This is a genomic window from Streptomyces sp. NEAU-YJ-81, assembly GCF_017592595.1.
Classification (GTDB): Bacteria; Actinomycetota; Actinomycetes; order Streptomycetales; family Streptomycetaceae; genus Streptomyces; species Streptomyces hygroscopicus_B.
The window spans coordinates 1,214,139-1,231,538 of the sequence record NZ_JAGFNO010000001.1 but is presented as its reverse complement, the minus strand read 5'-3'; the positions used below and the strand labels follow the sequence as shown (position 1 = coordinate 1,231,538).

Here is a 17,400-nt window from a genome sequence, read left to right as displayed (position 1 = left end):
GGGGGCGGGGCCTCCGGTGCGGCGCCCTGGACCGCATATTTACGGCGCCAGTGCCCGGAGGCGTGGAGTGGGCCGGAGATAGGCGCCACAAATATGCGAAAGCGTCCAGGACACCACCCCTGCGACCCCACCCCCTCCCGTCTCGTCGGCGGCCACCCGCCGGTGGCCTCCAGCCCTGGCCCGTTTCCGGGTCGCCTGGTGGCGGGCACTGGGCGGGGGTGGGTACGGCCCCGGCCCCGCTCCCCGCCGGTGGCCTCGGGGTCCGGGGTGCCTGGGATCAGCTGAGTGCTTCGACCGCGAGTGCGGTGGCCTTGGCGATCAGGGGGTCGACGGCCTCGGCGTCCTGCTGCTGCCGGGTGGAGAGGACGGCCAGAGCGATCGGCGCCCGGTTCGGGGGCCAGGCGATGCCCACGTCATTGGTGGTGCCGTAGCGGCCGGTCCCGGTCTTGTCGCCCACGGTCCAGTCGGCGGGGACTCCGGCACGGATGCGGGCGTCGCCCGTGGTGTTCGCCACCAGCCAGCCCGACAGCCGCTCGCGGTCCCCGGGGTCGAGGGCGCGGCCCACGGCGAGCTGGGCGTAGGTCTGCCCGATGGCCCGCGGGCTGGTGGTGTCGGTCACCCGCCCCGGCTCGGCGGAGTTCAGATCCGGCTCCCAGCGGTCGAGCCGGGTGACCCCGTCCCCCATGGAGCGGCAGAACCGGGTGACCGCGGTGGGGCCGCCGAGCTCACGCAGCAGGAGGTTCATCGCGCCGTTGTCGCTGTAGGAGATGGCCGCGGCGCACAGCTCCTCGACGGTCAGCCCGTTGGCGATGTTCTCGGGCGTACCGGTGATCGGGATATGACCGGCCGTCTTGACGTCGTCCTCGGTGTAGCGGATGCGCCGGGCGAGGTACTCCCCGTTCCAGTCGAGATCCCTGAGCACGGCCCCGACCGCGAGGGTCTTGGAGACCGAACAGATCGGGAACAGCTCATCGGCGCGGTGGAGCACCGTCCTGCCGGTGGCGGTGTCGAGGGCGAACACCCCGAGCCGGGCGTCGTACTCCCGCTCCAGCTCCCTCATCCGCCCCGGGATCCCCTCCCGCGCCGAGGCGTGCGCCGGCAGCAGAACGGCGAGCGCCGTACCGGCGCCGAAGGAGAGCAGTGCACGGCGGCTCGTGCGGGCACCCATGGTCTTCACAGCGAGAACGTCCTCTCGTCACGATCATTACGCAACGAAGGACGCCCGGATCAGGCGGTGCGTTGCCTACGCTCATGCCCGTCCACGCTGAGGTCTGGCCCATTGATTACCCCTGGGCGATGCGTTCCAGCACGATCGGGGTGGCGGTGAACTCCGTGTTGTGGGGGGCGTAGGTGGCCGCGTCCTCCAGGGCCTCCAGGGCGTAGGCGAAGGTCGACGGGGTGTCGGTGTGGAGGGTGAGGAGGGGCTGGCCCGTTGTGACGCGGTCGCCCGGTTTGGCGTGGAGTTCGACGCCCGCGCCCGCCTGGACCGGGTCCTCCTTGCGGGCGCGGCCCGCGCCCAGGCGCCAGGCGGCCAGGCCCACCGCGTAGGCGTCGAGGCGGGTGAGGACCCCGTCGGCGGTGGCCGTGACGACGTGCTGTTCGCGGGCCACCGGGAGCGGGGCGTCCGGGTCGCCGCCCTGGGCGGCGATCATGCGGCGCCAGTGGTCCATCGCCGTGCCGTCGGCCAGGGCCTTGGCGGGGTCGGCGTCCGGCAGGCCCGCCGCGTCCAGCATTTCTCGGGCCAGGGCCAGGGTGAGCTCGACGACATCGGCCGGGCCGCCGCCCGCCAGGACCTCCACGGACTCGCGGACCTCGAGGGCGTTGCCCGCCGTCAGGCCGAGCGGGGTGGACATGTCGGTGAGGAGGGCGGTCGTCCGGACGCCGTGGTCATTGCCGAGGCCGACCATCGTGGTGGCCAGTTCGCGCGCCGAGTCGATGTCCTTCATGAAGGCGCCGGAGCCCACCTTGACGTCCAGGACCAGGGAGCCGGTGCCCTCGGCGATCTTCTTGGACATGATCGAGGAGGCGATGAGCGGGATCGACTCGACCGTCCCGGTGACATCGCGCAGCGCGTACAGCTTCTTGTCGGCCGGGGCCAGTCCCTCGCCCGCCGCGCAGATGACCGGGCCCACGTCGCGCAGGACGGCCAGCATGTCCTCGTTGGACAACTGCGCGCGCCAGCCGGGGATGGACTCCAGCTTGTCGAGGGTGCCGCCGGTGTGGCCGAGGCCCCGGCCGGAGAGCTGCGGTACGGCGGCTCCACAGGCGGCCACGAGGGGGGCGAGCGGCAGGGTGATCTTGTCGCCGACGCCGCCGGTGGAGTGCTTGTCGGCGGTCGGGCGCGGCAGGGAGGAGAAGTCCATCCGCTCACCGGACGCGATCATCGCGGCGGTCCAGCGGGCGATTTCGGCCCGGTCCATGCCGTTGAGGAAGATCGCCATCGCGAGCGCGGACATCTGCTCGTCCGCCACCTCGCCGCGCGTATAGGCGTCGATGACCCAGTCGATCTGGGCGTCGGTCAGGCGGGTGCCGTCGCGCTTGGCGCGGATGACGGAGATGGCGTCCATGGGGGCGGTACGGGGCCTTTCGTGTGCAGGGGGGCCGACCGGGCGCGGGCGTCAGCCGTGGGCGGCGGCGCGGCGCAGATCGGCGGGGCCGAAGGCGTCCGGGAGGAGTTCGGCGAGCGGGCGGATGCCCGTGAGGGTGTCCATCTGGAGCTCGGGGCCGCCGTGCTCCCACAGGAGCTGACGGCAGCGGCCGCAGGGCATCAGTACGGCGCCCTCGCGGTCGCAGCAGGTGAAGGCGGTGAGGCGGCCGCCGCCGGAGGCGACGAGGGAGGAGATCAGACCGCATTCGGCGCACAGCGCGACGCCGTACGCCGCGTTCTCCACATTGCAGCCGCTGACGGTGCGGCCGTCGTCGACGAGCGCGGCGGCGCCCACCGGGAAGTCCGAGTAGGGGGCGTAGGCCCGGGACATGGCGTCCTGGGCCTGTACGCGCAAGCCCTCCCAGTCGGGGGCCGCGGCGGCGGAAGTGCTCATGTGCCCTGTCCCTTTCGATAGGGCCTGTTGTTCGCCTTGGGCATCCGCAGCCGCTGTGAGGCGAGCCCCATGACCAGCAGGGTCACGATGTACGGCGTGGCGCTAACCAGGTCGTTGGGGACCGTGTCGGTCAGGGCGTACCACAGCAGCAGCGCGACGGCCGCGGCGCCGGACACCGCGCCCGCGACATAACTCTTGCGGACAATCCGCCAGGCCGCCAGCGCGGCGAGGCCGAGTGCCACCAGGATCAGCAGGGCGTGGACGGTCGCCCCGCCGTTGCGCAGCTGCAGGGCGTCGGAGTAGCCGAAGAGACCGGCGCCCATCGCGAGCCCGCCCGGCCGCCAGTTGCCGAAGAGCATGGCGGCGAGGCCGATGTAGCCGCGGCCGCCGGTCTGGCCCTCGTTGTAGATGTGCGAGCGGACGAGGGCGAGGAAGACCCCGCCGAGCCCGGCGAGGGCGCCGGAGATCACCACGGCCGCGTACTTGTAGAGGTAGACGTTGACGCCGAGGGACTCGGCCGCCGTCGGGTTCTCACCGCAGGACCGCAGCCGCAGGCCGAACGAGGTCCGCCACAGGGCGAAGAAGCTGCCCACGACCAGGAGGATGGAGACGACGGTCAGCGCGGAGATGTCGGTGACCAGACCGCCGAGGATGCCGGCGACGTCCGAGACCAGGAACCAGTGGTGGTTCTCCAGGTCGGCGAGCCAGTCGGACAGTCCGGGGACGGTGAACGTCTGGATGGGGTCGACCTGCGGGGAGTTCTTCGGGGAGCCGCCGATGTCGCCCAGTGGCTCGAACCAGCGCTTGGCCAGATAGGTGGTGGCGCCGAGGGCGAGGATGTTCATCGCCACACCGGAGATGATGTGGTCCACCCCGAAGGTGACGGTGGCCACCGCGTGGACCAGACCGCCGGCCGCGCCGCCGAGGACGCCCGCGAGCACCCCCACCCAGGGGTTGGTCTGATAGCCCGCCCAGGCGCCGAAGAAGGTGCCGAGGATCATCATGCCCTCAAGGCCGATGTTGACCACACCGGCCCGCTCGGACCACAGCCCGCCGAGGCCCGCGAGGCCGATGGGCACGGCCATGGAGAGCGCGGTGGCGATCTGCCCGGAGGAGGTGACGCGGTCGAAGTCCGCCTGCTGGGCGGCGTCGACGAACGCCCGCAGCACCGACAGCGCGACCAGCGCACCGGCGCCGATCAGCAGCACCTTGCCCAGGGACATCCGGGAGGCGGGCCCGTTCCCCTTGCCCGGCGTGCTTGTGCTCTTGGTGGTGGTCACCGTGGCACTCATGCCGGCACCTCCGTCTCCGTCTTGTCGATGCCCTTGTCGGCCCTGGCCTGGGCGGCGAGCTCCGCGCCGACCCTCTGCTGCTGGCGCTTGAGCCCGTAGCGGCGCACCAGTTCGTACGCGATGACGACACACAGGACGATCACGCCCTGCATCACACCGACGATCTCCTTGTCGTAGCCCTCGAACTCCAGGCGGTTGGCGCCGCGCTCCAGGAAGCCCCACAGCACGGCGGCCAGCGCGATGCCGACCGGGTTGTTGCGGCCGAGCAGCGCGATGGCGATACCGGTGAAGCCGATGCCGGTGGGGAAGTCGGAGGTGAACTGGTGGGTGTCGTTGAGCAGAGTCGGCATGCCGACCAGACCGGCCATCGCGCCCGAGAGCACCATGCTGGTGAGCACCATGCGCTTGACGTTGACGCCGCTGGCCTGGGCGGCGGACTCGGAGCGGCCCACCGCGCGCAGATCGAAGCCGAACCGGGTGCGCCCGAGCAGGAACCAGAAGCCGGCGCCCGCGAGCGCCGCGACGACGATGAAGCCCCAGATGGGGTCGAGGTCGCCGCCCGCCGGGAAGGTGAAGAAGTGGCTGGAGGACGGCAGCGGGTCGGTGGCCACGATGTTGGTCTGCTTGTCGAGGTCGGCCAGCCTCCCGTCCACCAGCAGATAGCTGATGAGGATGCCGGAGAGGGAGTTCAGCATGATGGTGCTGATCACCTCGCTGACGCCCCGGTAGACCTTCAGCAGACCGGCGATGGACGCCCACATGGCGCCGACGAGCATGGCGACCAGGATGATCAGCGGGATCTGCACCAGCCCCGGCAGCTTCAGCGCCCCGCCGACCACGGCGGCGAAGAAGGCGGCGAGCCGGTACTGGCCGTCGACGCCGATGTTGAAGAGGTTCATCCGGAAGCCGATGGCCACCGAGAGCCCCGCCAGGTAGTACGTCGTCGCCTTGTTGAGGATGTAGACCTGGCTGTCGGCCTTCACCCCGTAGTCGATCATGATGCCGAAGGCGTTGAACGGCTCCTTGCCGGTCGCCAGCAGCACCAGCGCGGTCACCACGAACGCGGCGGCGAGCGCCAGCACCGGGGCGGCGACCGCGAGCAGCACCCGCTCCTTGTCCAGCTTCTTCATCGGGCCTCTCCCCCGGTCGCGGCCTCGGTCCCGTCGTCGGCCGGGTGGTCCAGACTGCCGGAGGCGGCGCCGGTCATGGCCGAGCCCAGTTCCTCCGGGGTGATGGTGGCGGGGTCGGCGTCGGCGACCAGCCGGCCGCGGAACATCACCCGCAGGGTGTCGGACAGGCCGATCAGCTCGTCCAGGTCGGCCGAGATCAGCAGCACCGCGAGACCCTCACGGCGCGCGGTGCGGATCTGGTCCCAGATCTGCGCCTGGGCGCCCACGTCCACACCCCGGGTGGGGTGCGCGGCGATCAGCAGCTTGGGGTGGTGGCTCATCTCCCGGCCGACGATCAGCTTCTGCTGGTTGCCGCCGGACAGCGAGGCCGCGGTGACCTCGATCCCGGGCGTACGGACGTCGTACTCGGCGACGATCCGCTCGGTGTCCCGCCGGGCGGCGGCCGGATTGAGCAGCCCGCCCTTGCTGTTGGGCACCTCGGTGACATGGCCGAGGATGCGGTTCTCCCACAGCGGCGCCTCCAGCAGCAGTCCGTGCCGGTGGCGGTCCTCGGGGATGTAGCCGATGCCGTCCTCGCGCCGCTTGCGGGTGGGCGCGTGGGAGATGTCGGCGCCGTCGAGGGTGATGGTGCCGGCGTCGGGGTCGCGCATGCCCATGATGGCCTCGACCAGTTCGGCCTGGCCGTTGCCCTCCACACCGGCGATGCCGAGGACTTCGCCCTTGCGGATGGTGAAGGCGATGTCGTCGAGCACGGCCCGCTCCACCCCGTCCACATCGGTGGCGGTCAGCCGCAGCGCGTCCACGACGAGCATCTCGGTGTCGGTGACGGTGGATTCGCGGGTCTCGGGCGAGGGCAGCTCGCTGCCGACCATCAGCTCGGCCAGCTGCCGGGGGTCGGTCTCGGACGGTGCGACGGAGGCGACCGTGGTGCCGCGGCGGATGACGGTGATGTCATCGGCCACGGAGAGCACCTCGCCCAGCTTGTGCGAGATGAACAGCACCGTCAGGCCCTCGGACTTGAGCTCGCGGAGGTTGTCGAAGAGCGCGTCGACCTCCTGCGGGACGAGGACGGCGGTCGGCTCGTCGAGGATGAGCGTCCGGGCGCCCCGGTAGAGGACCTTGAGGATCTCCACGCGCTGACGGTCCGCCACCCCCAGGTCCTCCACGAGGACATCGGGGCGGACACCCAGCCCGTAGGCGTCGGATATCTCCTTGATCCGGGCGCGCGCCTTGCCGCTGATGCCGTGCAGCTTCTCCGCGCCGAGGACCACGTTCTCCAGCACGGTGAGGTTGTCGGCGAGCATGAAGTGCTGGTGCACCATGCCCACTCCGCGGGATATGGCGTCCGCCGGGGAGTGCAGTTCCACCGTCTCGCCGTCGATCGCGATGGTGCCCTCGTCCGGGCGCTGCATCCCGTAGAGGATCTTCATCAGGGTCGACTTGCCCGCGCCGTTCTCGCCCACGAGGGCGTGCACGGTGCCGCGGCGCACAGTGATGTCGATGTCGTGGTTGGCGACGACTCCGGGGAACCGCTTGGTGATTCCGTGGAGTTCTACGGCGACGTCGGTGACGGCACCGGCGGGAGCGCCCTTGGGTGGGCTGGCGGCTTCGATGGCGCACTCCTGAGGGGCGACGGAGGTGGGGCGGGCCGGGGGCCGGACCGGCCGGATGTGCCACGGACCCGGGCGGACACCCGGGGGTGCCGTACGGATCCGTGGCCCGAGGGTCAGTCCTTGTAGGTGTCGTTGACCTTGATCTGGCCGTCGACGATCTTCTTCTTGGCCGCCTCGATCTTCGGCTTGATGTCGTTGATGAATCCGCCGGAGTAGGAGAGGGAGACGCCGCCGCGCTTGAGGTCGTAGGACTGGACGCCGCTCTCGGGCTTCTTGTCCTTGACGACGCTCTTGATGAAGTCGTAGACCGAGCCGTCCACGGTCTTGACCATGGAGGTCATGATCGAGTTCTTGTACTGGGCCAGGCCCTTGTCGTAGTACTGGTCGCCGTCGACGCCGATCGACCAGGTGCCCTTCTTGCCCGCGGTCGCCTCGATGGCGCCCGCGCCGGAGCCGCCGGCCGCGGAGAAGATCACGTCGACCTTGTTGGAGAGCATGCCCTCGGCGATGTCCTTGCCGCGGTCGGGCATGCCGAAGCCCTTGGGCGAACCGACCTGCACCCACTGGACGTCCAGGGACGCCTTGGGGTTGGTGTCCTTCAGGCCCTGCTGGAAGCCGCCCGCGAACTTCTTGATCAGCGCGCTGTCGGTACCGCCGATGAAGCCGACCTTGTTGGACTTGGTCTTCAGGCCCGCGGCCACGCCGGCGAGGTAGGAGCCCTCGTGCTCGGCGGAGACCAGGCTGGCCACGTTCTTGGCCTCGACGACCGAGTCGACGATGGCGAAGTCGGTGTCCTTGTACTTCTTGGCGGCCTTGGTGAGCGAGGGGGTCCACGCGTAGCCGACGCCGACGACGGGGTTGTAGCCCGCCTCGGCGAGGCTCGCCAGCTTGTCGTAGCGGTCGGCGTCGGTGTCGCCGTCCTTCGCCGTCAACTCCTTGCCCTTGACGTCGAAGTCCTTCAGGGCCTTGTCATAGCCCTTGGCGGCGGAGTCGTTGAAGGAGTGGTCGCCACGGCCGCCGACGTCATAGGCCAGGCCGACGCCGGCGTCCTTGCTTCCCTCTTCGGAACTGCTGCCACACGCGGTGACGGAGAATGCGAGAGCCGCGGTGGCAATGCCCGCGACCGCTATCGTGGATACCCGGCGCACGAGGGTCCCCTCTGATGTTCTCGAAGCGCCCCTTGCGGCGCTGGCTCCGGCGCATCGTAACGCGCGTAGATGCCAGATAAAGGCCCCCTCGGAAGCTGTTATCGGATCGTCGCGAACCTCTCGTGTCCGCCAGGTCTACACAACGTTTCGGGCGGGCAAAACGGGCGGGATTGCGCCCGGTACGTCCCGGTATGAGACCCGCCGGACGAAGCTCCGGGTTCGAGGAGGAGGGCCGGGTCGCCCGGCCCTCCTCCCACACCACCGGCCCTAGTGCACGGGCACCACCGGACGTGCGGGCCCCGCCCGTGCACTACGGCGGTGGCGCACGGGCGGAGCCGGGGTGGGCTTCGTCTGTCAGTCGAGGGGTGCGTCGGGTGAGCGGAGCCAGAGTCGCTGTCCGCCGGGGGACACGGTCAGCCCGAAGTCGCCGGAGTCCGGGCTGCCGTCGTTCACGTACGCCTTGTGCACGGCAGTGGCCTCCTCCCACAACTGACGTGGGCCGTACTGCCACACCTCCCTCCGGGTGACCGTGGCGGCCGACCCATTTCGATCGTGGAGCCAGATCTGATACCTGCCGTCCGGTGCTCCGTCGGCCATGACCACGCCCGGCAGTTTCGCGCCCGCGTAGAGGGCGAAGCCGAGGCCGGTCATGGTGTCGGCGGGAAGCGGGCCGGTGCTGCCGTGCCGCCCGGTTCCGCTGTCCACCGGGACGTCCGGGCCAGGGCGCTCCGAGCGCATCGGCATGAACCGGGCACCGCCGACGAACCGGCCGGAGGCAACCCCGTCACCGGCCACGTCGAGCCGTACCAGCGTCCCGGACCAGAAGTCCCCCGCCAGCGGGGCGAGGATGAGCCCGCCCGGCTTGGTCTGCCGTGCCCATGCGTGAGGGATGCGGCGCACCGAACAGGTCGCGATGATCCGGTCGTACGGCGCTCCGGATTCCCACCCCTGTGCGCCGTCGCCCCACACGACGTCGGGGCTGTATCCGGCTTCCTTGATGGCCTTCGCGGCCTTCTCCGCCAGCACCGGATCGACCTCGACGGTGGTGACGTTCTGGCTTCCCAGGCGCGCGGCGAGCAGCGCCGCGTTCCAGCCGCTGCCGGTACCGATCTCCAATACGCGCTGCCCGTCGGTGACCTCGAGCGCGGTGAGCATGCGCGCCACCATCGTGGGCATGGAGTTGGACGAGGTCGCGATGCCTGGGCCGTCACTCCGCCCGTCGTCGACCTGCGTCACGATCGGCACATCCCGGTGGACGAGGTCCCACCACGCCGCGTCCGTCGTGACGGGGACGCACGTTGCTCGCTGCTCCCAGATATCGCCGGGGATGAAGTGGTGTCGTGGCACGGCGTCGAAGGCCGGGCGCCACGCCTCCGGGAGTTCGCCGGACGCGGCGAGGGTTTCGAGCAGTGCCGCGTGACGTGGTCGCCAGTCCTCGGTCATGGACCCTCACCTCTCTCGCGGGGGCGGTGTGCCATCCGGCGGGGGCGGCGGCGGGGGCGTCCACGGCTTGATCGGGGCGGGATCGCCCTTGTGCTTGTTCTCGACAGTCACCGTTCTACCTCCTGAGTGCGGGCGCTTGGGCGCCCGTGTAGTCGAACAACGCCACCCCTTCGGGGGCCTGGCGTCGGTGTCTCATTCGCCCTCCTCGCGTCGGGCCTGCCGCGCAGCCTCCTCGTAGGCGCGGAGCAGCCGCTCCCCGGTCTCGCAGCCGGCGCCGGGCGTCCGGCAGGCCAGGCAGCCCGCGGCGTGCTCGATGGCGGCGCGCCACGCCTCGTCGGCGAACGGGTCCTTGGTCCGCTCGGCGATCTGCTCGGCGGCCGTCATCGGGTCACGCTCTGGTCGAGCGCGCGGCGCCTGGCGGCGGCCTCGGCGACGGCGTCGCGCTGGTAGGTCCGGGTGTGGCGCGGGCAGGCGTAGATGGTGCGTCCGGCGCCACTGCCGCCGTGCTGGACATCGACGATGACCGGTTCTTCGGTGGGGAGTTCGCAGCGATAGCAGGTCTGGCGGCCCTGCGGGACCGGGCCGAACACGACACGGTCGGCCTCGGCCAGGGCTCCCCATAGCTTGAAGGCGTCGGTGAGGTAGTGCTCGGCCGAGAGCGGCACGCGCCAGTGGGTGCGGGGACCCTCCGTCCAGGAGATGGGGGGTACGCCGAGATAGGTGCTCTCGTCGGCGAGCTGGGTGAGGACGCGGACTTGCCGCAGGTGCCAACTCGTAGCGGAGCCCACGGCTACGAGCCAGTACAGGGTGCCGTACTTGTCCTGGATGACGGCGCCGGTCTCGTCGCTGAGCACTTTGAGGGCGCGTTCGCCAACGGTCGGGGCGGCCCTCACAGCGTCCCACCATCTGCCTGTGGGTAACGCCTCGACGCCCACAGCGGGCGGCGGTTGCCAGGGCAAGGCTGGTTGTGGGGCAGCAATCACGACACGGCTCCTCGTGGCCGATTTGTATCCGTGTCGTGACGCTAAGTGTGGTGACGGGCATCACTCAATGGCACTTCCCCCAGGCTCCTGACGGAAGTGCCAACGAGTGTTACAGCGGCAGACTCACCGCGTCAGCCAGCGTCCGCATCTCCGGCGTCAACGTCCGCCGCCGCTCCACCACATCGCCGAGGATGTCCCGCGCGTACCGCTGCTGAGCCAGCCACTCCGGAGCGCGCTCCCGTACGCCGCCCAGAACCTCGACCGCTTCCCCGTACTGCCTCATCATCACGTGCGCCCGAGCCACGTCCAGCCGGTGCCGGTGATGCTCCGTGCTCTCCTCCGGGCCGCTCGACTCCAGGCGCTCAGCCGCCTCCAACACCAGATCGGGGCGGTCCAAAACGACGTTCCGCTCAGCCCGCTTGTACGCCACGGTCAGCGGCCCCCAGGTCGCCAGTCGAGCGTTACCACGCGAGAGTTCCCGGCCCGTCAAGACAGCGGCCGACCTGGCGAGCCGCATCGCGTCACGCGCCTCGCCATCGCGGTTGTCTCGCACCGCCGCAGCGGACAGTTGCAGCAGGACCCAGCCCCAGGCAGCCAGATCCTCCTCCGTCGCGCGGGACATCCGTGGTTCCAACTCGTCTGCCCAGTGGGTAGCCAGTCGCCGGGCGTCTTCGAGTCGGCCCTGGCGCATCAGCAACCACGTCCAAGTCGTGATGATCGACGCCGTACGCAGCCGGTCAGGGGCGCTGTCCAGCGCACGGCGCAGCGCAGTCTCTGCGGCCCCGTACTGGTGAGTCTGGGTGAGAACGCTGCCTGCGATCTGTAGTGCATGCGAACGCAGTGCTCGGGCGTCTTGGTCGTCATCGAGAGCGTCAAGGTCGTGGAGCAGGGGCGCAAGCACGGGGACGAGGTCAGCCAGCCGGTTGTCGAAGTACGCGGCCCGCACTGATGGCATCAGGGCGGCGGTGCCTTCCGCGGTCGGAGCCTCGGCCGACTGCACCGGCGGTCGCTCCACGGCGTCGCGCAGCGGCTGCCACTGCTCCGGCACTGAGTCTTCCTCGTTGCGGTCTCGAGTCAGCAGAGACGCGGTCGGGACGCGGAGGGCGACAGCGAGCTTCCGAGCCGTCTCCATGCGCGTGTCGGTGATCTCGCGCTGCTCCAACTTCCGGATCAGCGAGAGCGATACGCCTGATGCAGCGGCCAGTTCCCTCTGCGTCAGACCGCGCCGCTTGCGGACCTTGCGGAGGCTGGAGCCAATGTCTGTCTCTTCGGGCATACTCAACTCCGTTCTGAACTCGACACTCAGACGGTACTCCCGGGGAATCGGGAGATGCAGCGATCGGCCCCTGACCTCCGCGTCGGGGGCCTTCGTGCGGTAAGGGCCTGACGGGGCGTACGAAGCGGCGAACGCCGTGCTGCTGGAGCGTGCCGATCGGCTGGTGGCCGTGTGGAACGGACGGCCGCCCACGGGCAAGGGCGGCGGGACGGCGGACGTGGTGCACCAGGCGCGCGAGGCGGACATCCCCGTGGATGTCGTCTGGCCGGACGGGGCATCCCGCCGGGCATGACGAAAGCCCCCTCGCCCGGCCCGAAGGCGAGATGAGGGGGCGTATTTCGGAAGCGCCGGGCGGTCCGATGCGGGCGCGGTCGGCGATGCCGACGGCCGGGTGGCGCACGCCCCCGCCGGGCCTACGCGTTCCGGTCGAGCAGGACCGCGGCCGTGAACAGCTCCACGCCCACCGCGATGGCGTCCTCGTCCACATCGAAGTCGCCCGCGTGGAGATCGCGCCGGGTGGTGTCGCCGACCGTACGCACGCCCAGCCGGGCCATCGCGCCGGGCACCCGCTCCAGGTACCAGGAGAAGTCCTCGCCGCCCAGCGACTGTTCGGTGTCCTCGACCGCCTGCGCGCCGCGGCGGGCGGTCATGGCGTCCCGCAGCAGCTCGGCGGAGCTCGCCTCGTTGACCACCGGCGGGACCCCGCGGATGTAGTTGATCTCCGACTTGGCGCGGTGCAGGGTGGCGATCTCGTCCACCGCGGCATGGACCAGGTCGGGCGCCTCCCGCCAGGCGGGCAGGTCCAGGCAGCGGACCGTGGCGGACAGCTCGGCGTGCTGCGGGATCACATTGCAGGCGTGGCCCGACTCCACCCGGCCCCAGGTGACGGCCAGGCCCGAGCGGGCGTCGACCCGGCGGGCCAGCAGCGCGGGCACCTCGGTGATCACCTTGGCGGTGGCGGTCACCAGGTCGGTGGTCAGATGGGGGCGCGCGGTGTGGCCGCCCGGCCCGTCCAGCGAGATCTCCAGCCGGTCGCAGGCCGAGGTGATCGGCCCGACGCGCAGCCCGATCCGGCCGACCTCGACCTTCGGGTCGCAGTGCAGCGCCAGGATCCGGCCGACGCCGTCCAGCACGCCCTCCTCGATCGCGTCGGCCGCGCCGCCGGGCAGCACCTCCTCGGCGGGCTGGAACAGCAGCCGCACCGGACGCGCCAGCCGCCCCTCGCGGGCCAGCTCGGCCAGGACCAGACCGGCGCCGAGCACCACGGTGGTGTGCACATCGTGGCCGCAGGCGTGGGCGCGGTCGGCGATGGTCGAGCGGTAGTCGACCGTCTTGGTGTCGGGGATGGGCAGTCCGTCGATGTCCGCGCGCAGCGCCAGCAGGGGCGCCACGCCATCGCGCGGACCGATGTCACAGATGAGGCCGGTGCCCGAGGGCAGCACCCGCGGCTCCAGTCCCGCCTGCTCCAGCCGCGCCTTGATCGCGGCGGTGGTGCGGAACTCGCAGTTGCCGAGCTCGGGGTGCATATGTACATCGCGCCGGAAGGCGATGAGTTCGGCACGCAGCTCGTCGGGGAGCGTGCCGGGCAGGGCCGGCGCTTCGGCGGGTGTGGCATCGGTCGCATCGAGGGACATCAATTGCTTCACCTGAAGAAGCGTAGAACGCCAGGTGGGCCCACCGAATGTCGATCAACAAAAATTCAATCTGTTCGGGTACGCAAAAGTACCCGGCGCGGTGCATGATCCCCCTAGTCAGGGGGTATAACAGCCCGTTTTGTGGCCGGTCGCGGGTGAGAAGCGCCACACGGCCGTACGGGCGACGGGCTCAGCAGCTCAGCGGCTCAGGACGCGGCGACCGGTGCCGCGGGCGAACCCGGGCTCCCCGGCGGGGCCGGATCCCTCGGCGGGACCGAACCCTTCGGCGGAGCCGGGTCCGTCGGCGGCCCCGAGCTCAGCCGGCGCACATCGCGGGCCGTCCCGGTGACCCCGGACAGAAAGCCCTGGGCGCGCGGGGAGGCGTTGCTGGTCAGCCAGGCGGGGTCCACATCGCAGACCGCGACCTGCACACCGGTGCCCACGAGCGCGAGCGGCAGGGTGTGCACCACGGTCGAGGGGAAGCTCACGATCGTGTGGCCGATGGGGCCTCGGCGGGCTATCAGCTCCAGCGGCAGATCGGGCCGTACGATCTCAAGACCCACCTCGGCCGAGACCCGGTGCAGCTTCTCGGCGCTCTCGCGGCGGTGGGCGAAGTAGCGGGTGGCGCCATGGGCGCGGGTCAGCGAGCCGACCGCCTCCAGATAGCGCTCCAGGTCCACCACGCCCGTCTCCACCAGGGAGGTGCCGACCAGGTCGGTGCCGCCGGTGAGCCGGGGCGGGCCGAACCGGGCCCGGGTCCAGGCGAAGTCGTTGGCGGTGATGGTGACCCCGTCGGGCGCCTCCACCGGCATCGAGCTGAAGACCTCGACCCGGCGCTTGGCCCCCGGGGTGAGCCGACGCCGCGCGGTGGCGGAGACCGGCGCGAACACCATGTCGCGCGGCCCCCGGTTGCCGCGCCGGTGCCAGCGCACCAGGGGCTCCCCCTTGGCGAGCTGGGAGATGAACTCCATGGTGGCCGTGCCGTCGTCCACCACGACCAGGTCCTTGGCGCGGGTGAGGGTCAGCAGTAGCTGGACATAGCGGGAGAACGGATCGCCTATCACGATCCGCGCGGCCCGGCGCAGCGGTCCGCGCAGCCCGCTGATCGTCTTGACCGGCGCACCGGCCCCACCCCGCGCGTCCTCCCAGCGCACGGCGAAACCCTCGTCCCGCGCCAGCTCGGCCATCCGGCGTAGCTGGCCGCGGGTCATCGGGTCGTGCGGGGAGAGCACCACCACGGTGAGGTCCTGGGGCGCCGTGGCCTCCGGGCCCCGGGCGCGCTGGTCCGAGCCCTGGGCGCGCTGGTCCGAGCCCTGGGCGCGCTGGTCCGGGCCCTGGGCGCGCTGGGCGTCGGCGTACGCCCACTCCAGCACGTTCAGTAGCTGAACCGGGCTCTCGACGAAGGCAAGAGTGGCCAGAGGGGCAAGGGGGGCAGCGGAGACCATCGCACCGTCCAAAGGCAGGGCCCGGAAGCGGCGGGCAGCCCCTGACGCGTCAGAGGTGCCCGCCGCTTCCGGGCGAGGGCCGGGCACACCGGCCGGAGGATTCACGGCAGAGTGCCTCAGACCGCGGCGGGCTCGCGGTCGGCGGAGTCGGACTCGGCGACGACGCCCGCGACACGGCGGAGCTTCTTCATCGGGCCGAGCTCGCTCTCGTAGACCTTCTTGACGCCGTCACCGAGGGAGTCCTCGATGGTGCGGATGTCCCGGACCAGCCGCGTCAGGCCCTGCGGCTCGACGGAGGCGGCCTGGTCCGAGCCCCACATGGCGCGGTCGAGGGTGATGTGGCGCTCGACGAACGCGGCACCCAGCGCGACGGCGGCCAGCGTGGTCTGCAGACCGGTCTCGTGGCCGGAGTAGCCGATCGGCACGTTGGGGTACTCGGCCTGCAGCGTGTTGATCACGCGCAGGTTGAGCTCCTCGGCCTTGGCCGGGTACGTGGAGGTGGCGTGGCACAGCAGGATGTTGTCGCTGCCCAGCACCTCCACCGCGTGGCGGATCTGCTTGGGGGTGGACATGCCCGTCGACAGGATGACGGTGCGGCCGGTCGCCCGCAGGGCGCGCAGCAGCTCGTCGTCGGTCAGCGAGGCCGAGGCCACCTTGTGCGCCGGGACGTCGAACTTCTCCAGGAAGGCGACGGCCTCGGTGTCCCACGGGGAGGCGAACCAGTCGATGCCGCGCTTCTTGCAGTGCTCGGAGATGGCGGTGTACTCGGCCTCGCCGAACTCCACGCGGTGGCGGTAGTCGATGTAGGTCATCCGGCCCCAGGGGGTGTCACGCTCGATGTCCCACTGGTCGCGGGGGGTGCAGATCTCCGGGGTTCGCTTCTGGAACTTGACCGCGTCACAGCCGGCCTCGGCGGCAGCGTCGATCAGCTTGAACGCGTTCTCCAGGTCGCCGTTGTGGTTGATACCGATCTCACCGGTGACGTAGACCGGGTGGCCGGGGCCGGCGATCTTGTCGCCGAGGGTGCGGAGGCGAGAGTTGGAGCTCACTTAAGACAGTTCCTTTCCGAGAATCCACGAGGCGATCTCGCGGATCGCGCCGTCCCCTCCGGGGGTGGAGGTGACCGCACGTGCAGCGCCGCGCACGACGTCGTGCGCACCTGCGACCGCCACGGGCCAGCCGACAAGGCCGAAGCACGGGAGGTCGTTGACGTCGTTGCCGACGTAGAGCACGCGCTCCGGCGCGATGCCCTGCTCCTCGCACCATTGCTTCAGTGCGAGATCTTTTCGGTCGATGCCGTGGAGCACGGGGACCTGGAGTTTGCGGGCCCGTGCGGCGACGACCGGGTTCTTTTCCGTGGACAGGATCAACAGCGCCAGCTCAGCGCGGCGCAGGGCGGCGATCCCGAGCCCGTCGCCGCGGTGCACGGCCACGAGTTCGCGTCCTTCGGAGTCGACCAGCACCCTGTCGTCGGTCTGGGTGCCGTCGAAGTCGAGTACCACCGCGTCGATGTCGTCACGGGTGGGGAGGGCGCCCGGCCGCTCGGCGTCGAGCAGCGGGGCGAGCGCGCGGGCGCGGGCCAGATCGTGCGGATCGTCGATCTCCAGCACCCGGGCGGGGTCGGTGCGCACCAGGTCGGTGCGGCCGAAGAAACGGTGCCCGGCCTCGCGGAAGCCGCGGGCGTCCATCGCATAGGCGGCGCCGGTCTCCAGGAAGTCCTGGGGGCGGTCCTGGCGGCGCGGACGGTAGGACTTGTCGTGGTTGACGCCGTCGCCACCGTCCGCCTCGGGGTCCTCGCCCTCGCGCCAGACGAAGCCGTGGAAGGGGGCCACCGTCAGGGCGGTGTCGGCGCCCTTCTCGGCGACCGCCGCGGCCACTCCGTCGATGTCCTCGCGGATGATGAACGGGCTGGTGCACTGCACCAGCAGGACCACGTCCACGGTGGTGTCGTGCGACGCCTCGTACGCGTCCATGGCGTGGATCACCGCGGCCTCGCTGGTGGCGGTGTCACCGGCGATGTCGGTGGGCCGCTGGATGACCACGGCCCCCGCACCGCGGGCGGCGGCGGCGATCCCGGCGTCGTCGGTGGAGACGACCACGTCGGTCACCAGCCGGCTGGCCCGGCACTCCATGACGGCGCGAACGACCAGCGGCACGCCTCCCACGGCGGCGAGGTTCTTCGCGGGGACGCCCTTCGACCCGCCACGGGCGGGGATCACGGCGAGCACACCTGGGCTCGGGGCGGTCATGGCGGCTCCTTCAGGGGTTGCAGAGGTGATCGAGGCCGTCCCGGCCTCCTCTTGGTTCGCGCGTACGTCGCTCACAGCCGTCTCTTTGCTCGCTTCTCCGTCCGCGCGGCGCAGAGGCGCGGGCATCGTCGTCGGCTGCGACCCGG

The 17,400-nt window shown here is 70.9% G+C and carries 16 protein-coding genes; 1 reads left to right on the top strand and 15 read right to left on the bottom strand.

Annotation, left to right across the window (positions count from 1 at the left end):
• Positions 1–277 precede the first annotated feature (277 nt).
• The 11 genes from bla to J5X86_RS05290 form a co-directional block, all read right to left on the bottom strand.
• A complete protein-coding gene (bla, locus tag J5X86_RS05340) occupies positions 278–1,177 on the bottom strand; it encodes a class A beta-lactamase (protein WP_374229221.1) in 900 nt (299 codons plus the stop codon).
• A gap of 106 nt (positions 1,178–1,283) precedes the next feature.
• Entirely contained in the window at positions 1,284–2,567 is a 1,284-nt protein-coding gene (locus J5X86_RS05335; protein ID WP_208515582.1) for a thymidine phosphorylase, read from the bottom strand.
• A 51-nt stretch (positions 2,568–2,618) separates the two neighbouring features.
• Positions 2,619–3,041, bottom strand: a complete 423-nt coding sequence (locus J5X86_RS05330) for a cytidine deaminase (protein ID WP_208515581.1) — start codon at positions 3,039–3,041, stop codon at positions 2,619–2,621.
• Positions 3,038–4,333: an ABC transporter permease gene (locus tag J5X86_RS05325; protein ID WP_208515580.1), complete on the bottom strand. Its 1,296-nt coding sequence runs from the start codon at positions 4,331–4,333 to the stop codon at positions 3,038–3,040. Before J5X86_RS05325 ends, J5X86_RS05330 begins: the two co-directional genes overlap by 4 nt.
• Complete coding sequence (locus tag J5X86_RS05320) at positions 4,330–5,463, bottom strand: ABC transporter permease (protein ID WP_208515579.1); 1,134 nt, start codon at positions 5,461–5,463, stop codon at positions 4,330–4,332. The genes J5X86_RS05325 and J5X86_RS05320 overlap by 4 nt, the downstream gene beginning before the upstream one ends.
• A complete protein-coding gene (locus J5X86_RS05315; RefSeq protein WP_208515683.1) occupies positions 5,460–7,076 on the bottom strand; it encodes an ABC transporter ATP-binding protein in 1,617 nt (538 codons plus the stop codon). Before J5X86_RS05315 ends, J5X86_RS05320 begins: the two co-directional genes overlap by 4 nt.
• Before the next feature lie 113 nt (positions 7,077–7,189).
• Positions 7,190–8,224: a BMP family protein gene (locus tag J5X86_RS05310; RefSeq protein WP_208515578.1), complete on the bottom strand. Its 1,035-nt coding sequence runs from the start codon at positions 8,222–8,224 to the stop codon at positions 7,190–7,192.
• A gap of 354 nt (positions 8,225–8,578) precedes the next feature.
• Complete coding sequence (locus J5X86_RS05305; RefSeq protein WP_208515577.1) at positions 8,579–9,667, bottom strand: methyltransferase domain-containing protein; 1,089 nt, start codon at positions 9,665–9,667, stop codon at positions 8,579–8,581.
• A gap of 192 nt (positions 9,668–9,859) precedes the next feature.
• Positions 9,860–10,051 (bottom strand): hypothetical protein, encoded by a 192-nt coding sequence (locus J5X86_RS05300; protein WP_208515576.1) that lies wholly within the window; start codon positions 10,049–10,051, stop codon positions 9,860–9,862.
• Positions 10,048–10,560, bottom strand: coding sequence for a hypothetical protein (locus J5X86_RS05295; protein WP_374229220.1), 513 nt, complete (start codon positions 10,558–10,560; stop codon positions 10,048–10,050). Before J5X86_RS05295 ends, J5X86_RS05300 begins: the two co-directional genes overlap by 4 nt.
• 199 nt (positions 10,561–10,759) lie before the next feature.
• The gene (locus tag J5X86_RS05290) at positions 10,760–11,926 is read right to left on the bottom strand and encodes a helix-turn-helix transcriptional regulator (RefSeq protein ID WP_208515681.1); all 1,167 of its coding nucleotides are present in this window, start codon (positions 11,924–11,926) and stop codon (positions 10,760–10,762) included.
• Between the two features lie 136 nt (positions 11,927–12,062).
• Between J5X86_RS05290 and J5X86_RS05285 the strand changes: the two genes are divergently transcribed.
• Positions 12,063–12,218, top strand: a complete 156-nt coding sequence (locus J5X86_RS05285) for a hypothetical protein (protein WP_208515575.1) — start codon at positions 12,063–12,065, stop codon at positions 12,216–12,218.
• Positions 12,219–12,339: 121 nt separating this feature from the next.
• Here J5X86_RS05285 and J5X86_RS05280 read toward each other — a convergent pair whose 3' ends face one another.
• From J5X86_RS05280 to J5X86_RS05265, 4 genes are all read right to left on the bottom strand, one after another.
• The gene (locus J5X86_RS05280) at positions 12,340–13,560 is read right to left on the bottom strand and encodes an amidohydrolase (RefSeq protein WP_208515680.1); all 1,221 of its coding nucleotides are present in this window, start codon (positions 13,558–13,560) and stop codon (positions 12,340–12,342) included.
• A 206-nt stretch (positions 13,561–13,766) separates the two neighbouring features.
• Complete coding sequence (locus J5X86_RS05275) at positions 13,767–15,005, bottom strand: hypothetical protein (protein ID WP_208515574.1); 1,239 nt, start codon at positions 15,003–15,005, stop codon at positions 13,767–13,769.
• A gap of 116 nt (positions 15,006–15,121) precedes the next feature.
• Positions 15,122–16,054, bottom strand: coding sequence for an N-acetylneuraminate synthase family protein (locus J5X86_RS05270; RefSeq protein ID WP_119989316.1), 933 nt, complete (start codon positions 16,052–16,054; stop codon positions 15,122–15,124).
• Complete coding sequence (locus J5X86_RS05265) at positions 16,055–17,254, bottom strand: acylneuraminate cytidylyltransferase (protein WP_208515573.1); 1,200 nt, start codon at positions 17,252–17,254, stop codon at positions 16,055–16,057.
• Between the last annotated feature and the right edge of the window lie 146 nt (positions 17,255–17,400).